Below are 16,404 nucleotides of genomic sequence, written 5' to 3' on the forward strand. Positions count from 1 at the left end.
TGGTGCGTACGGGGCGCGGCGGCCCTCGTGGTCGTCCCGGCGGGGGACCGGAGCGGTGCGGCGGCCGCTAGCCGTCCACGCCGCCGAACCAGCCTCCGCCGCCGTTCCCGTTGCCGTTGCCGTTGCCGTTGCCTCCGGTGACCGGCGTGGGACTGGTGGTGCCTTCCGTCGTACCGCCGGAGTCGTCGCCTCCGCCGCCCGAGTCGGTGCCACCGCTGTCGGTGCCGGTGGAGTCGCCTCCGCCGGTCTGACCGCCGGTGTCGGGGTTGCAGTCCCAGTCGAGCGGGCCGCAGCTGTTGCCCGGCTTGGGGTCCTTGCTCGGCTCCGGCGAGCCCGACGGGCTCGTGGACGGCGACGCGGACGGGGACTCCGACTCGGTGACGCTCGGCGTCGGCTTGGGGCTCTCGGCCCCGCCGCCCCAGATGGGCTCGGCGTCCAGCGACTCGGGCTCGGGGAACTCCTTCACCGGCTGGCCGTCCAGGGCCACCGACATGTAGGAGTTCCAGATCTCGGACGGGAACGACGAACCGTGGATCTTGTCACGGCCACCCGTACCGAACATCTCCTCGAACTTCCGGTTCTTGTTGTTCGCGTCGTCGTCGAGGCGGTACATGTCGATCGCCGTCGACAGCTGCGGCGTGTAGCCCACGAACCACGCGGACTTGTTGCCGTCGGTGGTACCGGTCTTGCCGGCGACCGGGCGGCCCGGGATACGGGCCTTCTTGCCGGTGCCCTTCTCGACGACGTCCACGAGCACGTCGGTGAGGTTGCTGGAAACGGCGGTGGAGAAGGCGCGCTTGGCCGTGTCCTCGTGCTTGTAGACCGTGCTGCCCTTCTGCTTGACCTCCTTCACGGAGAACGGCTCACGCTGCTCACCGTTGGCCGCGAAGGTCGCGTACGCCCCCGCCATGCGGATGGCGCTGGGGTCGGAGATACCGATCGAGAACGACGGCACGTTGCCCTTCGCCAGGCTGCTCTCGCGCAGGCCGGCCTTCACGGCAGCCTCCCGCACCTGTGGGATGCCGACATCCATGCCCAGCTGCACGAACGGCGAGTTCGCCGAGTGGATCATCGCTTCCCGGAGGTTGATGTTCTTGTAGCTGGCGTCGTCGTCGTTGACCTGCAGCCACTCCTTTCCGTTCTCGTCGTGCCAGACGGTCCCGTCGTAGTTCTTGATCTTGAGCTTGTTCTTGCCGTTGTAGATCGCGGTGTCGGGGTCGATGATCCGGCGGTCCGCGGCGCCCTGATCGGGCCCCTTCCGCGGGTTACGGACACCCTCGGTCATCGCCGCCGCGAGCACGAACGGCTTGAAGGTCGATCCGACCTGGGCACCGGTCTGGTCGGCGTTGTTGGTGAAGTGCTTGGTCGCGTCGGTGCCGCCGTAGATGGCGACGATCGCACCGGTCTGCGGGTCGACCGAGGCACCGCCGAACTGGACGTGCGTGTCCGTCTCGGGGCGCTTCTCCGGGTCGATGTGCTCGTCGTAGACCTTCTTGACGGCCTTCTCCAGGGCAAAGACCTTGGACCTGTCGAAGGTCGTGTGGATCTCGTATCCACCCTTGGAAAGGTCCTCAGCCGTGATGTCGGTGTTGTTGATGACGTAGGCCTTCGCGAGGTCCACGAGGTAGCCGATCTGCCCACCAAGCTTCGCCTGCTTCGTCGGCGGCTTCGGCATCGGGAACTTGGTGAGGGCCTCGTTCTTCTGCGCGGCGGAGATGTGACGGTCCTTCTCCATCTCGCCGAGGATCCACGACCAGCGCTTGACGGCGCGCTCCGTGTTCGCCTTGGCGGTGGCCTTGGGGTCGATCTCCGGGGAGCCCGCCGGGTCGTAGTACGTGGAGCCCTTCAGGAGCGAGGCGAGGAAGGCGCACTCGCTGGTGGTGAGGTCCTTGGCGTCCTTGCCGTAGTACGTACGGGCCGCTGCCTGGATGCCGTAGGCACCGCGTCCGAAGTACGAGGTGTTCAGGTAGCCCGCCATGATCCCGGGCTTGTCGACCTCGTTGCCCACCTTGATGGAGATGAACAGCTCCTTGAACTTCCGGTCCAGAGTCTGGGCCTGGTTGTTCAGGCGGTTGTTCTTGACGTACTGCTGCGTGATCGTCGAGCCGCCCTGGGTCTCGCCGCCCCTCGCCATGTTGAACAGGGCGCGGGCGATACCCATCGGATCGATGCCGGGGTCCTCCCTGAACGTCTTGTTCTCGGCCGAGATCACCGCGTTCTGCATGTCGTCGGGAATGTTCTCGATCCCGATGATCTGGCGGTTGACCTCACCACCGGTGGCGGCCATCTGCTTGTCGTCGGCCCAGTAGTAGACGTTGTTCTGCGCCGTCGCGGCCTCGTCCGGCTTGGGGACCTCCACCATGGCGTACGCCACCGTCGCGGCGCCCATCAGCGAGGCCATGAAGCCCAGGAAGAGACCCGTCACGAGCTTCCACGACGGCACCCAGCGGCGCCAGCCGTACTTGCCGTAGCGCGGGTAGTCGATCAGGCGCTTCTTGCCGGGGCGTCCGCCACCGCGGCCCCGGCCGCCCTCGTAGGCCGCGCCACCGCCGCCGCGCCGGCCGCCTCCGTGACCGCCGGCTCCGGCCGCTCCGTCCGCGGCACGGCGGCGGCCGCCGCGCTGCGCGGCCCGGCGTGCCTCGGCGCGGCCGCCGTAGGGGCGCCCCTCACCGTAGGGGTCGGTCGGGGACCCTGTACTGACATCCCGCGCCTGGGCCGACCGGCGACCCTGGGGCTGCTGGGCAGCTCGCCGGGCCGCGGCACGGCCGCCACCTTGCGGCTGCGGCGGTTTACGACGGTGCTCGCTCATCGAACGACTACTCCTCGGGCAGGCGAGTACGCCTGGAAGCGGCAGCTGAGTTCCGGTCCCCCCGAAATGGATCGGACAAGCATATGAGGCAAGTCCGCCATGCACCCACGACGATGACGTCCCCCGTCGTCCCCTGGTTCCCGGTGGTGTGCATGCCGCACAGACTACGCACGGGCAAAACCCGCCTAGCGCTGAAGTTCACCCCAAATCAGGCAACTCGCTTACTGCGAATTGTGGATGTGACGCCGTTCACGATCGCCCCACTTGTCGCCACAGGACGGCCGTTCTATCGTCGGGATGTATCGAGCCGATACATCAGGACGGCATAAAGAGGCGGTACGGAGGAGGCGGCGGCTGATGAGCAGACGTTCCGGCATCCTCGAGTTCGCCGTCCTCGGTCTGCTCCGCGAAGCTCCGATGCACGGGTACGAGCTGCGCAAGCGGCTCAACACCTCGCTCGGCATCTTCCGCGCCTTCAGCTACGGCACCCTCTACCCCTGCCTCAAGACGCTGGTCGCCAACGGCTGGCTGATCGAGGAACCGGGCAGCGCCCCGGAGGACGCCCTCGCCGCATCCCTCTCAGGACGACGCGCCAAGATCGTCTACCGGTTGACCGCGGAAGGTAAGGAGCACTTCGAAGAGCTCCTCTCCCACACGGGGCCGGACTCCTGGGAGGACGAGCACTTCGCGGCCCGCTTCGCCTTCTTCGGGCAGACGGAGCGCGAGGTGCGGATGCGCGTCCTGGAGGGGCGCCGCAGCCGCCTGGAGGAGCGGCTGGAGAAGATGCGCGCCTCCCTCGCGCGCACGCGCGAGCGCCTGGACGACTACACGCTCGAGCTGCAGCGGCACGGCATGGAGTCCGTGGAGCGCGAGGTGCGCTGGCTGAACGAGCTCATCGAGAGCGAGCGGGCGGGGCGGGATCAGCGACGATCCGGCTCCGATGCCTCCGAAGGACCCGCCGAGCAGAACAACACAACTGGAGAGACGGGCGGCCTGCCCCGGCACGGGGGCAGTACCCGGCCGGATCCGTCCGACGACACCACCAAGTGAATCCCCGCGACCCGCAGGGATTCGTCGAGAACAAACAGGGAGCAACCGGAATGGGTTCGGTTCGCGTAGCCATCGTCGGCGTGGGCAACTGCGCCGCCTCGCTGGTGCAGGGCGTCGAGTACTACAAGGACGCCGACCCGGCGGGCAAGGTGCCGGGTCTGATGCACGTCCAGTTCGGCGACTACCACGTCCGGGACATCGAGTTCGTCGCCGCCTTCGACGTGGACGCGAAGAAGGTCGGTCTGGACCTCGCGGACGCCATCGGCGCCAGCGAGAACAACACGATCAAGATCTGCGACGTGCCGACCACGGGCGTGACGGTCCAGCGCGGCCACACCCTGGACGGTCTCGGCAAGTACTACCGCCAGACCATCGAGGAGTCCTCCGAGACCCCCGTCGACGTCGTCCAGATCCTCAAGGACAAGCAGGTCGACGTCCTGGTCTGCTACCTGCCGGTCGGCTCCGAGGACGCCGCGAAGTACTACGCGCAGTGCGCCATCGACGCCAAGGTCGCGTTCGTCAACGCCCTCCCGGTCTTCATCGCCGGCACCAAGGAGTGGGCGGACAAGTTCACCGAGGCCGGTGTCCCGATCGTCGGTGACGACATCAAGTCGCAGGTCGGCGCCACCATCACGCACCGCGTCATGGCGAAGCTGTTCGAGGACCGGGGCGTCATCCTGGACCGCACGATGCAGCTGAACGTCGGCGGCAACATGGACTTCAAGAACATGCTCGAGCGTGAGCGCCTGGAGTCCAAGAAGATCTCCAAGACGCAGGCCGTCACTTCCCAGATCCCGGACCGCGACCTGGGCGAGAACAACGTCCACATCGGCCCGTCCGACTACGTGGCCTGGCTGGACGACCGCAAGTGGGCCTACGTCCGCCTCGAGGGCCGTGCCTTCGGTGACGTCCCGCTGAACCTGGAGTACAAGCTCGAGGTGTGGGACTCCCCGAACTCGGCGGGTGTCATCATCGACGCCGTGCGCGCCGCGAAGATCGCCAAGGACCGTGGCGTCGGTGGCCCCATCCTGTCGGCGTCCTCCTACTTCATGAAGTCGCCGCCGGTGCAGTACTTCGACGACGAGGCCCGCGAGAACGTCGAGAAGTTCATCCGGGGCGAGGTCGAGCGCTAAGACGCCCGATCAAGCCAAGCCGACACGACCGTCCGGCTGTTGAGGTCCCCGTGGCGTCTGCCCGGGGACCTCGGTCTGTGTGACCCTTGCTGTCATGCCTGTCGTACGTGATTTGCGCGTACTTCTGCGCCTGACGAACTTCCGCCGCCTGCTCGCCGTACGACTCCTCTCCCAGTGCGCCGATGGCGTCTACCAGGTGGCGCTGGCGACCTATGTGGTCTTCTCGCCCGAGAAACAGACCACTCCTGCGGCCATCGCCTCGGCGATGGCCGTTCTCCTGTTGCCGTACTCCCTCGTCGGCCCGTTCGCGGGCGTCCTGCTCGACCGCTGGCAGCGCCGCCAGGTCTTCCTCTACGGCAACCTCCTGCGGGCCGTGCTCGCAGGGGGTACGGCGCTGCTGATCCTGGCCTCCGTGCCCGACTGGCTCTTCTACGCCTCGGCCCTGTCCGTGACGGCAGTCAACCGCTTCGTCCTCGCCGGGCTCTCCGCCTCCCTGCCCCGGGTCGTGGACGGCGATCGCCTCGTCATGGCCAACTCGCTCTCGCCCACGGCCGGCACGCTCGCCGCCACCGCGGGCGGCGGGCTCGCCTTCGCGGTCCGGATCGTCGCCGCCGATTCCGATGCCGCGGTCGTGCTCCTGGGCGCGGTGCTCTACCTGCTCTCGGCCCTCGCCTCGCTCCGGATGACACGCGAACTGCTCGGCCCGGACGTGGACACCGCGCAGCCACAGCTCGGTACGACGCTGACGTCGACGGTGCGGGGACTGTGGAGCGGGATCCGCCATCTGTCGGAGCGGCGCGCAGCGGCCCGGGCGCTGGGCGCCATCACGGTGGCCAGGTTCTGCTACGGCTCGCTCACGGTGATAGTGCTGATGCTCAGCCGCTACGCCTGGACGACCAGCGAGCGCGAAGGACTGGCTCTCCTCGGCCTGGCGGTCGCCCTCTCCGGAGCGGGGTACTTCACAGCGGCGGTACTGACGCCTGTCGCGGTGGAGAGACTGGGGGCGGGCGGCTGGATGGCCGTGTGCGCGGGCTCCGCGGCGATCCTGGAGCCGACCTTGGGGCTGCCCTTCGCCCCGTCGACGATCATGGTGGCGGCGTTCGTCCTGGGCCTCACCACACAGGCCACGAAGATCGCCACGGACACCGTGGTGCAGAAGACCGTGGAGGACGCCTACCGGGGCCGCGTCTTCTCCGTCTACGACATGTTGTTCAACGTGGCATTCGTGGCCGCCGCCGGAGTGGCCTCCCTGATGCTGCCCCCCGACGGTCGGTCCGCAGCCCTGACCATCATGGTGGCGCTGCTCTATGCCGTGTCGGCCTCGATACTGACCCGCTGGAAGCGGAAGGGCGCCATGCCCTGAGCCGCCCTTCTACGACGGTGGGGCGATGTTTCACGTGAAACATCGCCCCACCGGTCCTCGCCCTCGTCGTGCGCGGGCATGTTTCACGTGAAACATGCCCGCGCACGACGATCAGCTCTGCGTGGCCCACCAGTCCTTGAGCGCCGCCACCGCGGCGTCGTGCTCCATAGGGCCGTTCTCCAGCCGCAGCTCCAGAAGGAACTTGTAGGCCTGCCCGACGGCGGGGCCGGGACCGATCCCCAGGACCTCCTGGATCTGGTTGCCGTTGAGGTCCGGCCGGATCGCGTCCAGCTCCTCCTGCTCCTGAAGCTGCGCGATACGCACCTCCAGCCCGTCGTAGGCGCGGGACAGGGCACTCGCCTTGCGCTTGTTGCGCGTCGTGCAGTCGGACCGGGTCAGCTTGTGCAACCGGGTCAGCAGCGGGCCGGCGTCCCGCACGTACCGGCGCACGGCCGAGTCGGTCCATTCACCGGCGCCGTACCCGTGGAAGCGCAGATGCAGCTCCACGAGTCGCGAGACGTCCTTGACCATGTCGTTCGAGTACTTCAGCGCGGTCATGCGCTTCTTGGTCATCTTGGCCCCCACCACCTCGTGGTGGTGGAAGGAGACACGGCCGTCCGGCTCGAAGCGACGGGTGCGCGGCTTGCCGATGTCATGCAGCAGAGCCGCCAGGCGCAGGATCAGGTCCGGCCCGTCCTCCTCCAGGTCGATCGCCTGCTCCAGGACGGTCAGCGAGTGCTCGTAGACGTCCTTGTGCCGGTGGTGCTCATCGCTTTCCAGCCGCAGCGCGGGCAGCTCGGGCAGCACATGGTCGGCGAGCCCGGTGTCCACCAGCAGCGAGAGGCCCTTGCGCGGGTGCGCGGAGAGCAGCAGCTTGTTGAACTCGTCACGGACCCGCTCGGCGGAGACGATGTCCAGCCTCCGCGCCATCTCCCTCATGGCGGTCACCACGTCGGGCGCCACCTCGAAGTCCAGCTGGGCCGCGAACCTGGCCGCCCGCATCATGCGCAGCGGATCGTCCGAGAAGGACGCCTCAGGCGTCCCCGGGGTCCGCAGGACGCGCCCGGCGAGGTCTTCGAGGCCACCGTGCGGGTCGATGAACTGCTTCTCGGGCAGCGCGACGGCCATCGCGTTGACCGTGAAGTCTCGCCGTACGAGATCTTCCTCGATGGAGTCGCCGTAGGAGACCTCGGGCTTGCGCGAGGTGCGGTCGTACGCCTCGGAGCGGTACGTCGTCACCTCGATCTGGTAGCCCTGCTTCTGGGCCCCGACGGTGCCGAAGGCGATTCCGACCTCCCACACCGCGTCCGCCCACGGGCGGACGATCTTGAGGACGTCCTCGGGCCGGGCGTCAGTGGTGAAGTCCAGGTCGTTGCCGAGCCGGCCGAGCAAGGCGTCACGGACCGACCCGCCGACCAGGGCGAGGCTGAAGCCGGCCTCCTGGAAACGGCGGGCGAGATCGTCGGCGACAGGCGACACGCGCAGCAGCTCGCTCACCGCGCGGCGCTGCACCTGGCTCAGTGCAGTGAGGTTGTCTTCGTTGGCGTTCGGCACAACAGAACAGGGTACGTGGCCCGGGACCGCCGAGCCTCCTTGATTTCCCGCGGCTTCCGGTACTCTCGCCCGATCTTGTGGAGCACTCCGCAGCACTTCGCCGCGCCGCTCCTCGTTACCATGCGTGGACGCAGGACCGACAAGGACCGACGGCAACAGACGACGAGGGACGGACGAGCGCGTGGCCGAGGCGGCAGTTTTCCAGGGCACCGGTCGCTCTCCTGCCCGCAGGTGGCTGCGGCGCGCGGCAGCCGTCCTCGCCACTGGGCCGCTGCTCGCCGGTCTGCTGCACCTCCCCTCCGCCCCGGCCGCGTCCGCCGCTCCCGCCGCATCCGGCTCGCGCACGGTCGATGTGTCTCTGGACACGCTCACGCCGAGCGCGCCCGTGAAGGGCGACACGGTCACGATCACCGGCACGGTGACCAACAAGGGCAAGGAGACCGTCAGCGACGCGCAGGTGGATCTGCGGCTCGGCGGCGGCCCGATGGCGAGCCGGCACGCGATCGAGGCCGCGGCCCGCCGCACCGGCTTCGCCCAGGACAAGGACGGCAGCGTCCTGGGCGGCCCGTACACGGTCAAGATCCCCAAACTGCCGGCGGGGCTCAGCAGGGACTTCCGCATCGCCGTGCCGGTCGGCAAGCTCGCGCTGGACGACGAGGGCATCTACCAGCTGGGGGTCTCACTGACCGGGAGGACCGGGAGCGAGCCGTACCAGGTCCTCGGCATCGAGCGGACCTTCCTCCCCTGGCAGCCCGCCGCCGCCAAGAACAAGACGCAGCTCACGGTCATGTGGCCGCTGATCTCGGCGGCGTACCTGTCGGCGGAGACCGGTTCCGACGACCAGCAGACGCCCGTCTTCGAGAGCGACGCACTCGCCGCCGAGCTGGCTCCGGGCGGTCGCCTGGAGCGGATGGTCTCCCTCGGGGCGGAGCTGCCCGTCACCTGGGTGATCGACCCGGACCTGCTGGCAACGGTGGACGCCATGACCCGGAACTACCGGGTCAGGAGCGGTACGGCCACGGTGCCCGGCCGGAACCAGGCCGTCGCGAAGCAGTGGTTGAGCGCCCTCGACAAGGCCGTGAAGGGCAAGAAGGTCATCGCCCTGCCGTACGGCGATCCGGACCTGGCGTCCCTCGCGCACCGAGGGACGAAGGTCTCCGGCTCCCTCAGCCACCTCCGTCCGGCGACGGAGATCGCCGAGTCGACGGTCGAGACGATCCTTCATGTGAAGCCGTCCGTGGACTTCGCCTGGCCGGTCGACGGGGCGGTCGACCCGTCGATCGTGGACGTGGCGACCTCTGCCGGCGCCGACAAGGTGATCGCGCGCAGCGACAGCATGCGCCAGGACCTGCCGTACTCGCCCACGGCTGCCCGTCCCATCGGCGGCGGTACGACCGCCGTGGTGTCCGACGCCGTGCTCTCCAAGGCGTTCGAAGGTGGCATGGCGCGGGCGGGCGACGCGACGCTCGCGGTGCAGAAGTTCCTCGCGCAGACGCTGGCCGTCACGCAGGAGCAGCCCGGCAACCCGCGCAGCATCGTCGTGGCGCCGCAGCGCATGCCAACGGTCTCGCAGGCCGAGTCGATGGCGAGCGCCCTGCGCGTGCTCGACGGCCAGCGCTGGACGCAGCCGCTCGACCTGGTCGCGGCCGCATCCGCCAAGCCGGACCCCAAGGCGACGACCCAGGTGCCCGGCGCGGCCAAGTACCCCAGGCACCTGCGCCGCACGGAGCTCCCCGTCGAGACGTTCCAACAGGTCAGGGCCACGCAGGACACGCTCGACAACTTCAAGGTGATCCTCACCGCCGCCTACCGCGTCGTGACGCCCTTCGGCAACGCGATCAACCGGGAGATGTCGACGTCCTGGCGGGGCCGGCCGGAGGAGGCCCGCGGGTACCAGGACGGGGTGCTCCAGCACCTGAAGGACCTCACCGCCGAGGTCCAGCTGATCGAGAAGTCGGACCTGACGCTGTCCGGGCGCAGCGCCACCATCCCGGTGACCGTGCAGAACAAGCTGGTGCAGGGCGTCGACCACCTGGTGCTCAGGCTGGAGTCGACGAAGCCGACGCGCCTGAAGCTCAACGGCGGCGAGGCGATCGCCGAGCTGCCGGTCACGATCGACGGCGGCCACAGCCAGTCGGTGAAGTTCACCGCGTCGGCCAACGCCAACGGCCCCGTTCCGATGACCGCGCAGCTCTTCACGGAGGACGGCAAGCCGTACGGCAAGCCGATGAAGTTCACCGTGAAGGTCTCGGAGATCACCTCGACGGTGATGCTGGTCATCGCCGGCGGTGTGCTCCTCCTCGTCCTCGCCGGCGTCAGGATGTACACCCAGCGCAAGCGCGCCGCGACCCGCGGGGCCGTCGACGAGGCCGCCGAAGAACCGGGAACGCCCGACACGGCGGACGGCACCGAAGAGGACGACGAGGCCCAGGAAGCCGGCGCGGGGGAAGCGACCGACACAACCGATTCGGCCGATACGGCCGCACCGGTCGGGGAAGCAGATACCGCGAGCACGGAGAGCGACGAGCCCGTGCGGGCGAGTGACCGTACGCCGGACACCGGACCGCAAAGCGGCGACCCGTCGGGCCCGGGTGAGAAAGTGAACCGTTGAGCGATGTCGTGGCCGGGTCGGCCGGGGACGATGAGGTGGGGTAACCATGAACGCGCCGTACGACGGTGACCGCGGACAGGGCGCGGGCAGCGGCCGCCCGCCCTCGGGCGGGACGCCCCCCTCGCACGTCCCCGGACAGACGCCGCCGGATGCCCAGCCACCGGCGGCCGACCCGTACCTCCAGGACGCCTACGAACACGACCCGTACCGGTCCCAGGACCTCTCCTCGCAGGACCCCGTCGGCGAGGCCCTCTACGACCGGGCGGCGCACCCGCCGCCCCCGCCCGGCACCTACGAGTCGCCCCAGCCGCTCTACCAGCAGCCCGCAGCACCCCAGAACGCCCCCGACCCGCGCCTCTGGGCCCAGACGCCCCCGCCCGAGCCCGACGGCCCGTCCCGCCACCTTCCGTACGGCGACGACGCCCGGACCGTCCAGTTCACCGGCGTCGACGATCTCGTGACCCACGCCGCCGAGGAACCGCCCGCGCAGGACGCCTTCGCGCACCTGTACCGGGACCAGCAGGTCCAGGGCCAGCCGCAGCCTCCCGCGCCGGCCCCGGCGCCGGCGTCGGTACCCGAGCCCCCCGCTCCCGTACCGGCTCCCGCCCCCGCGCCCGCGCCCCCGAAGAAGTCGGGCGGCCGGGCCTCCGGACTGCTCAAGTCGAGTGCCGTCATGGCCGCCGGCACCCTGGTGTCCCGACTGACCGGCTTCGTCCGCAGCCTGGTGATCACCGGTGCGGTCGGAGCGGCGTTCCTGGGTGACGCGTACACCGTCGCCTACACGCTGCCGACGATGATCTACATCCTGACCGTCGGCGGCGGTCTGAACTCGGTCTTCGTCCCGCAGCTCGTCCGCTCGATGAAGAACGACGAGGACGGCGGCGAGGCCTACGCCAACCGCCTGCTCACCCTCGTCATGGTCGCGCTGGGCGTGATCGTGGCGGCCGCCGTGTTCGCCGCGCCGCTGCTGGTCCACGCGATGTCCCCGACCATCGCCGCGGACGCGGCCGCCAACAGCGTCGCCGTCACCTTCGCCCGCTACTGCCTGCCCACGATCTTCTTCATGGGCGTGCATGTGGTGATGGGTCAGATCCTCAACGCCCGCGGGCGGTTCGGGGCGATGATGTGGACCCCGGTCCTCAACAACATCGTCATGATCTTCACGTTCGGCATGTTCATCTGGGTCTACGGCTCGTACTCCGAGACCAAGATGGACGTGACCACCATCCCCGACGAGGGCGTCCGGCTGCTCGGTATCGGCACGCTGCTCGGCCTGGTCGTCCAGGCGCTGGCGATGCTCCCGTACCTCCGCGAGGCGGGTTTCCGCTTCCGCCCCCGCTTCGACTGGAAGGGCCAGGGGCTCGGCAAGACGATCAAACTCGCCAAGTGGACCGTGCTGTTCGTGCTGGCCAACCAGGCGGGCGTCGTCGTCGTCACCCAGCTCGCCACGGCCGCCGGCAAGGCCTCCGGCACGGACGGCGCCGGTATCCTCGCCTACTCCAACGCGCAGCTCATCTGGGGCATGCCGCAGGCCATCATCACCGTCTCCGTCATGGCCGCGCTGCTGCCGCGCATCTCCCGCGCGGCGCACGACAACGACCCGGGCGCCGTCCGTGACGACATCTCACAGGGCCTGCGCAACTCGGCCGTCGCCATCGTTCCCGTGGCGTTCGCCTTCCTCGCCCTGGGCGTGCCGATGTGCACCCTGCTCTACGCGTCCAGCGGCGTCGAGGCAGCCGAGTCGATGGGCTTCATCCTCATGGCCTTCGGACTCGGCCTGATCCCCTTCTCCGTCCAGTACGTCGTCCTGCGCGGCTTCTACGCCTACGAGGACACCCGGACGCCCTTCTACAACACGGTCATCGTCGCCGCCGTCAACGCCGCGGCGTCCGCCGTCTGCTACGTCGTGCTCCCGGCCCGCTGGGCGGTCGTCGGCATGGCCGCCTCGTACGGCCTCGCCTACGCCGTCGGTGTCGGGGTGGCCTGGCGCCGGCTGCGCAACCGGCTCGGCGGCGACCTGGACGGCGCCCACGTCGTCCGCACCTACGCGCGGCTGTCCATGGCCTCGCTTCCGGCCGCCCTCCTGGGTGGCGCCGCGGGCTTCGGAATCCTCTCCGTTCTCGGCAAGGACGCCCTGGGTTCACTCGCCGCGCTGCTGGGCGGTGGAATCGTGCTGATCGGGCTCTTCTACGTGGCGGCACGGAAGATGCGCATCGAGGAACTCAACGCCATGGTGGGCATGGTCCGAGGGCGCCTCGGCCGCTAGGACGAGGGGCTGTCGCACAACCATCGACGGCCATCGCGTGTCGTGCATAGCGGCGGACTGTGGGCACAATTGGCATGGCTGTTGGATATGGCGCAACGGATGGGGAGGCAGGGAACGACGGTGGCGGAACGTAGCACGGCCGCCGTCGACGTGGCCGACAACAGCGGTGACGACCCGCTGACCGCCAAGGCGGAGACGGCCACGACCGACGGGGCGGCGGAAGCGCAGGACCCGGCAGACACGTCTGCCCAGAACACCGACGGTGAGCAGCGAGCCGAAGAGAAGTCCTCCATCACCACGCCCGAACTGCACAGCGGCCACAAGCTCGCCAGGCGCTACCGGCTCGAGGAGTGCGTCACCCGTCTGGACGGTTTCAGCAGTTGGCGTGCCGTCGACGAGAAGCTGCGCCGGGCCGTCGGAGTCCATGTGCTGCCCGCCGACCATCCGAGGGCACGGTCGGTGCTCGCCGCGGCCCGCTCCTCCGCGCTGCTCGGCGACCCCCGTTTCGTCCAGGTCCTGGACGCGGTGGAGGAGAACGACCTCGTCTACGTGGTCCACGAGTGGCTGCCGGACGCCACCGAGCTGACAACGTTGCTCGCCGCCGGCCCGCTGGAGCCGCACGACGCGTACCAGCTCGTCAGCCAGGTCTCCCAGGCCATGGCCGCCGCACACCGCGAGGGCCTGGCCCATCTGCGGCTCACGCCCAGCGCCGTACTGCGCACCTCCACGGGGCAGTACCGGATCCGCGGTCTCGCCGTGAACGCCGCGCTGCGCGGCATCAGCGCCGAGCGTCCGCAGCGCACCGACACCGAGGCGATCGGCGCGCTGCTCTACGCGGCGCTCACCCAACGCTGGCCCTACGAGAACGACGCCCACGGCCTGTCGGGCCTCCCCAAGGGCGTCGGGCTGATCGCCCCCGACCAGGTACGGGCCGGGGTGCACCGAGGACTGGCCGAGATCGCCATGCGCGCGCTGGCCAACGACGGCGCCACGGCCTCCCGCCAGGAGCCCGCGTGCACCACCCCCGACGAGCTGGCCAAGGCCGTCGCGGCGATGCCCCGCATCCGGCCGCCGGAGCCCGCGTTCCCGACCCCGCCGGAGTACCAGCGCACCACGTACCAGCAGGGCACGTACGGCCGTCCCCAGCCGCATCCGGGCGCGGCCGTCACCCAGCCGGTCGTGGCCCCGCCGGCCCCGCTCCAGAGCCGTACCGGCAAGGTCCTGAAGTGGGCGGTGTCGGCGCTGCTGATCGCCGCGCTGGGCCTGGGCAGCTGGCAGATCGCCGACAAGCTCCTCGACGGCGGCGCCGGACAGGACGACCCGGGCACGACCCAGCCGTCCCCTGGTGGGGCGGACAAGGGCAGCTCCCAGGCACCTCCCACGCCGCTGAAGATCGCCGACGCCCAGGAGTACATGCCCGGCGGCTCAGGCATAAAGCAGGACCAGGTCGAGAACGCCGTCGACGGTGACCGCTCCTCGTCATGGATCACGCCCGAGTACCACGGCTACGCCAACTTCGGGAACCTCGAGAACCGGCAGGGCGGGAGTGGGATCATCGTGGATCTCGGCAGCGCCCGGAATGTTTCCGAACTTCGCGTGCACCTCTATCGCAGTGGACAGAAGGTCCAGGTCCGGGCGGCCCAGGAGGACGCTTCGAGTGCGAGTGCCCTCTCCGACTTCCCGCACGAGCTGACGGAGCTCAAGACGGTCGGAGACAGCCTGGACGTCCGGCTGAAGAAGCCGGTACACACCCGCTACGTGCTGATCCACATTACGGAGCTCCCCCCGGACGGGTCGCCTGACAGGTTCCGCGGAGGTATCTCCGAGATCGAGGTCCTGGGCTGAAGGTGACGGCACCACGGTGGCGCGGTCACCCGCTCGGGCACATGGAGGGGAAGGCGTATGGCGGCTGAGAGAAACCTGGAGCCGAGTGACGCCGATCTGCTTGCCCGGCATGTCGCCGGGGATCCGGATGCCTTCGGTGAGCTGGTGCGGCGCCATCGTGACCGGCTCTGGGCCGTCGCCCTGCGTACCCTGGGCGACCGCGAGGAGGCCGCCGACGCCGTCCAGGACGCCCTCGTCTCCGCCTTCCGCGCCGCCCACACCTTCCGTGGGCAGTCCGCTGTCACCACCTGGCTGCACCGCATCACCGTGAACGCCTGCCTCGACCGGGCCCGCAAGGCCGCGTCGCGCCGGACGGCGCCCATGGACGACACGGAGCGGCTGGAGCAGCTTCTCGAACCCCACGAGTCCGCCGAGGCACCCGCAGAGCGGCAGGACCTCCACCGCCAGCTGCTCGCCGCACTCGCCAAGCTTCCCGCCGACCAGCGCGCCGCCCTGGTCCTCGTCGACATGCAGGGCTACGCGGTGGCCGAGGCCGCCCGCATCCTCGACGTGCCGAGCGGCACCGTGAAGAGCCGCTGTGCACGCGGCCGGGCCCGGCTGCTTCCCATGCTCACTCATCTGCGCGGTGACACCTTGGATAGCGCCGGCGTCGACCGGGGAAGGAACCGGACGCCAGGGACATCCGTCCCACCGGCGTCGGGACCGAGGGACCCAGGACCGAATGATCCTGCTGCTGTGAAGGGCGGAGGTGGGCGCGCGTGACATCGACGGCCGACACGACTCAGCACCCGGACGTCTCGGAGATCTCCGATCTCGCCGAAGGCCTGCTCCCGCCGTCCCGGACGGCGGATGTACGCCGTCATCTCGACGGCTGCGAGCTGTGCGCCGACGTCCGCACCTCCCTCCAGGAGATCCGCGCACTGCTCGGCACGCTGCCCGGCCCCGCACGGATGCCCGCCGACGTCGCCGAGCGCATCGACGCCGCACTGGCCGCGGAGGCGCTTCTGGACGCCACCGCGCCCGAGCACCCGGCCGATGTTTCACGTGAAACCACGACCCCGCCCAGCGCCGCCCGTCCTGCCGGACGCCCCAGGGCGGCCACAGGGCCCGGCCGGTCCCCGGCACCGCGCAAGCGCCGCCGCCAGGCCGTCCTCGGGGCCGTCTTCGGCCTTGCCGCCGTCGGAGTAGGCGCCCTGGTCCTCCAAGTGGTCCGCTCCAGCGGTGACGAGCCCTCGAAGTCGAGCACGGCCGCCGTCGCGGAAGGCGACGTGAAGTTCTCCGGAGTCGCGCTCCAGCAGAAGGTCGAGACGCTGCTCGCCCCGGGGCCGTCCCTGGAAGCATCGGGCAAGGAGGAAAGCGGCAAGCCCCCTCAGCGCTCCTTCGACGCGGGCGCGCCCACGGGCCGCCAGAACACGATGAAGAACACCGTCGGGGCCGGAGTCCCTTCGTGTGTGCAGCAGGGCACAGGCCGCAGCGAACCGCCGATCGCCGCCGACGAGGGCGACTACGCCGGTACCCGCGCCTATCTGGTCGTGCTGCCGCACGCCGGTGACGCCACGAAGGTGGACGTGCTGGTGATGGACGCCTCATGCGCCACCTCGCCCCGCACGGACGACACGGCCAGCATCCTTCTCACTCGCTCCTACACCCGCCCCTGACCGACGCGCCTCGGTGCCGCACGGGCACTACGGGAATGCACGCCCCGTAGGATCCGTTGGGTGGGGTGAAAGTCCTAGACCCGGCCCCCTAGGCAGTAGGCAGTCTGCAGAGACG

The 16,404-nt window shown here is 69.7% G+C and carries 10 protein-coding genes; 8 read left to right on the forward strand and 2 right to left on the reverse strand.

Annotated features, from left to right (window positions below; translation table 11 throughout):
* Nucleotides 1-67: 67 nt before the first annotated feature.
* A complete protein-coding gene (locus ABEB09_RS16470) occupies nt 68-2,809 on the reverse strand; it encodes a transglycosylase domain-containing protein (RefSeq protein WP_345690680.1) in 2,742 nt (913 codons plus the stop codon).
* A 357-nt stretch (nt 2,810-3,166) separates the two neighbouring features.
* Here ABEB09_RS16470 and ABEB09_RS16475 point away from each other — a divergent pair, with 357 nt between their 5' ends.
* From ABEB09_RS16475 to ABEB09_RS16485, 3 genes are all read left to right on the forward strand, one after another.
* On the forward strand, nt 3,167-3,859 hold the full coding sequence (locus tag ABEB09_RS16475; protein WP_345690681.1) for a PadR family transcriptional regulator: 693 nt from the start codon (nt 3,167-3,169) through the stop codon (nt 3,857-3,859).
* Nucleotides 3,860-3,909: 50 nt separating this feature from the next.
* Complete coding sequence (locus ABEB09_RS16480) at nt 3,910-4,992, forward strand: inositol-3-phosphate synthase (protein WP_345690682.1); 1,083 nt, start codon at nt 3,910-3,912, stop codon at nt 4,990-4,992.
* A 94-nt stretch (nt 4,993-5,086) separates the two neighbouring features.
* Entirely contained in the window at nt 5,087-6,355 is a 1,269-nt protein-coding gene (locus tag ABEB09_RS16485) for an MFS transporter (RefSeq protein ID WP_345690683.1), read from the forward strand.
* A gap of 111 nt (nt 6,356-6,466) precedes the next feature.
* On the opposite strand, the gene ABEB09_RS16490 is transcribed toward ABEB09_RS16485, so the two are convergent.
* The gene (locus tag ABEB09_RS16490; RefSeq protein ID WP_345690684.1) at nt 6,467-7,909 is read right to left on the reverse strand and encodes a CCA tRNA nucleotidyltransferase; all 1,443 of its coding nucleotides are present in this window, start codon (nt 7,907-7,909) and stop codon (nt 6,467-6,469) included.
* Nucleotides 7,910-8,090: 181 nt separating this feature from the next.
* Here ABEB09_RS16490 and ABEB09_RS16495 point away from each other — a divergent pair, with 181 nt between their 5' ends.
* From ABEB09_RS16495 to ABEB09_RS16515, 5 genes are all read left to right on the forward strand, one after another.
* The gene (locus ABEB09_RS16495) at nt 8,091-10,520 is read left to right on the forward strand and encodes a DUF6049 family protein (protein WP_345690685.1); all 2,430 of its coding nucleotides are present in this window, start codon (nt 8,091-8,093) and stop codon (nt 10,518-10,520) included.
* Between the two features lie 46 nt (nt 10,521-10,566).
* Nucleotides 10,567-12,786: a murein biosynthesis integral membrane protein MurJ gene (murJ, locus tag ABEB09_RS16500; RefSeq protein ID WP_345690686.1), complete on the forward strand. Its 2,220-nt coding sequence runs from the start codon at nt 10,567-10,569 to the stop codon at nt 12,784-12,786.
* A 120-nt stretch (nt 12,787-12,906) separates the two neighbouring features.
* Complete coding sequence (locus ABEB09_RS16505; RefSeq protein ID WP_345690687.1) at nt 12,907-14,631, forward strand: protein kinase family protein; 1,725 nt, start codon at nt 12,907-12,909, stop codon at nt 14,629-14,631.
* Between the two features lie 57 nt (nt 14,632-14,688).
* On the forward strand, nt 14,689-15,393 hold the full coding sequence (sigM, locus tag ABEB09_RS16510) for an RNA polymerase sigma factor SigM (protein WP_345690688.1): 705 nt from the start codon (nt 14,689-14,691) through the stop codon (nt 15,391-15,393).
* Nucleotides 15,390-16,289 (forward strand): anti-sigma factor family protein, encoded by a 900-nt coding sequence (locus ABEB09_RS16515; protein ID WP_345690689.1) that lies wholly within the window; start codon nt 15,390-15,392, stop codon nt 16,287-16,289. Before sigM ends, ABEB09_RS16515 begins: the two co-directional genes overlap by 4 nt.
* Nucleotides 16,290-16,404 lie beyond the last annotated feature (115 nt).

Source organism: Streptomyces coeruleoprunus, assembly GCF_039542925.1.
Taxonomy (GTDB): domain Bacteria; phylum Actinomycetota; class Actinomycetes; order Streptomycetales; family Streptomycetaceae; genus Streptomyces; species Streptomyces coeruleoprunus.

Coding starts and splice junctions, on each gene's coding strand:
- ABEB09_RS16470 (WP_345690680.1), bottom strand. CDS start 2,809: ATGAGCGAGCACCGTCGTAAACCGCCGCAGCCGCAAGGTGGCGGCCGT.
- ABEB09_RS16475 (WP_345690681.1), top strand. CDS start 3,167: ATGAGCAGACGTTCCGGCATCCTCGAGTTCGCCGTCCTCGGTCTGCTC.
- ABEB09_RS16480 (WP_345690682.1), top strand. CDS start 3,910: ATGGGTTCGGTTCGCGTAGCCATCGTCGGCGTGGGCAACTGCGCCGCC.
- ABEB09_RS16485 (WP_345690683.1), top strand. CDS start 5,087: ATGCCTGTCGTACGTGATTTGCGCGTACTTCTGCGCCTGACGAACTTC.
- murJ (WP_345690686.1), top strand. CDS start 10,567: ATGAACGCGCCGTACGACGGTGACCGCGGACAGGGCGCGGGCAGCGGC.
- sigM (WP_345690688.1), top strand. CDS start 14,689: ATGGCGGCTGAGAGAAACCTGGAGCCGAGTGACGCCGATCTGCTTGCC.